At 38.0% G+C, this 859-nt stretch carries 1 protein-coding gene; it reads right to left on the bottom strand.

Annotation, left to right across the window (positions count from 1 at the left end; all coding sequences use genetic code 11):
- Positions 1-216: 216 nt before the first annotated feature.
- Positions 217-516 (bottom strand): 2Fe-2S iron-sulfur cluster-binding protein, encoded by a 300-nt coding sequence (locus tag A0J48_RS26480; protein ID WP_200327551.1) that lies wholly within the window; start codon positions 514-516, stop codon positions 217-219.
- Positions 517-859: the final 343 nt, after the last annotated feature.

The raw sequence follows: 859 nt of genomic DNA, 5'->3' as shown, positions 1-859 counted from the left end.
CCCCCTGCCCCCTGCACCCTGCCTCCTGTAAAAAAAACAATGGGGAGGAAACAGAAAATAAAGATTTGTTCCTCCCCTGGGTTTTTCTCCAAAAAAAATGGAGAAATTTATTTTGTATTAAACTATCGGAAAATAAGGATAAAAATTGTTTTCTTTCCTTATGACCACTGAGTATGTGATTGTAAAGTCGCGTTGATTAATACAATGCCTAAGCTCTTAGTAAAGGTCTTCTTCTTTGTGAGTGTAGATTTCACAGTTAGAAGTTGGGTATGCAACAAAAGTTAAAACATATACAGCTTCGATTTGATCACCATCTAAGCATGATTGTCCAGATTGGTCAACTGTACCAGATTTAATTTTACCTGCACAAGTGGAACAAGCACCAGCGCGGCAAGAGTAGGGTAAGTCAAAACCCTTTTCTTCAGCAGCGTCTAGAATATAAACATCGTCGTCAACATCAATTGTTTGGTCGAAACCTTCAGCTTCGTTGATTAATCTGACTTTGTAGGTAGCCATTTAGTTTTCCTCTCTTGTACCAACGGCAGTATAAGTTATCCTAAAGCAAAGCTCACAGCTAGTCCTATGAGATTAGCCGCTGCTTTAAATTTGCTTTAATTCTGATACTACGGGAAAAACTAAACGTTGTAACGGAAAATTGACCACGATTAGTAATGAAATTTAGTTATTTCTTTATAATAAGTTTTAGTTATGTAAAATCATCGACAAGATAGATGTGGAAAAAAGCTTTCTGGTTAGCGTAATTAGGTGGTAGGGAACAGGTGACAGGTGACAGGTGACAGTAAGAAGGGAATTAGGAATAGGGAATATAATAAATTTCTCCCCACCTCCCCATCTCCCC

Source organism: Sphaerospermopsis aphanizomenoides BCCUSP55 (assembly GCF_001586785.1).
GTDB lineage: Bacteria > Cyanobacteriota > Cyanobacteriia > Cyanobacteriales > Nostocaceae > Sphaerospermopsis_A > Sphaerospermopsis_A aphanizomenoides_A.
The sequence above is the reverse complement of the archived record's forward strand: the minus strand, read 5'-3'. Positions and strand labels throughout refer to the sequence as shown.

Coding starts and splice junctions, on each gene's coding strand:
- A0J48_RS26480 (WP_200327551.1), bottom strand. CDS start 516: ATGGCTACCTACAAAGTCAGATTAATCAACGAAGCTGAAGGTTTCGAC.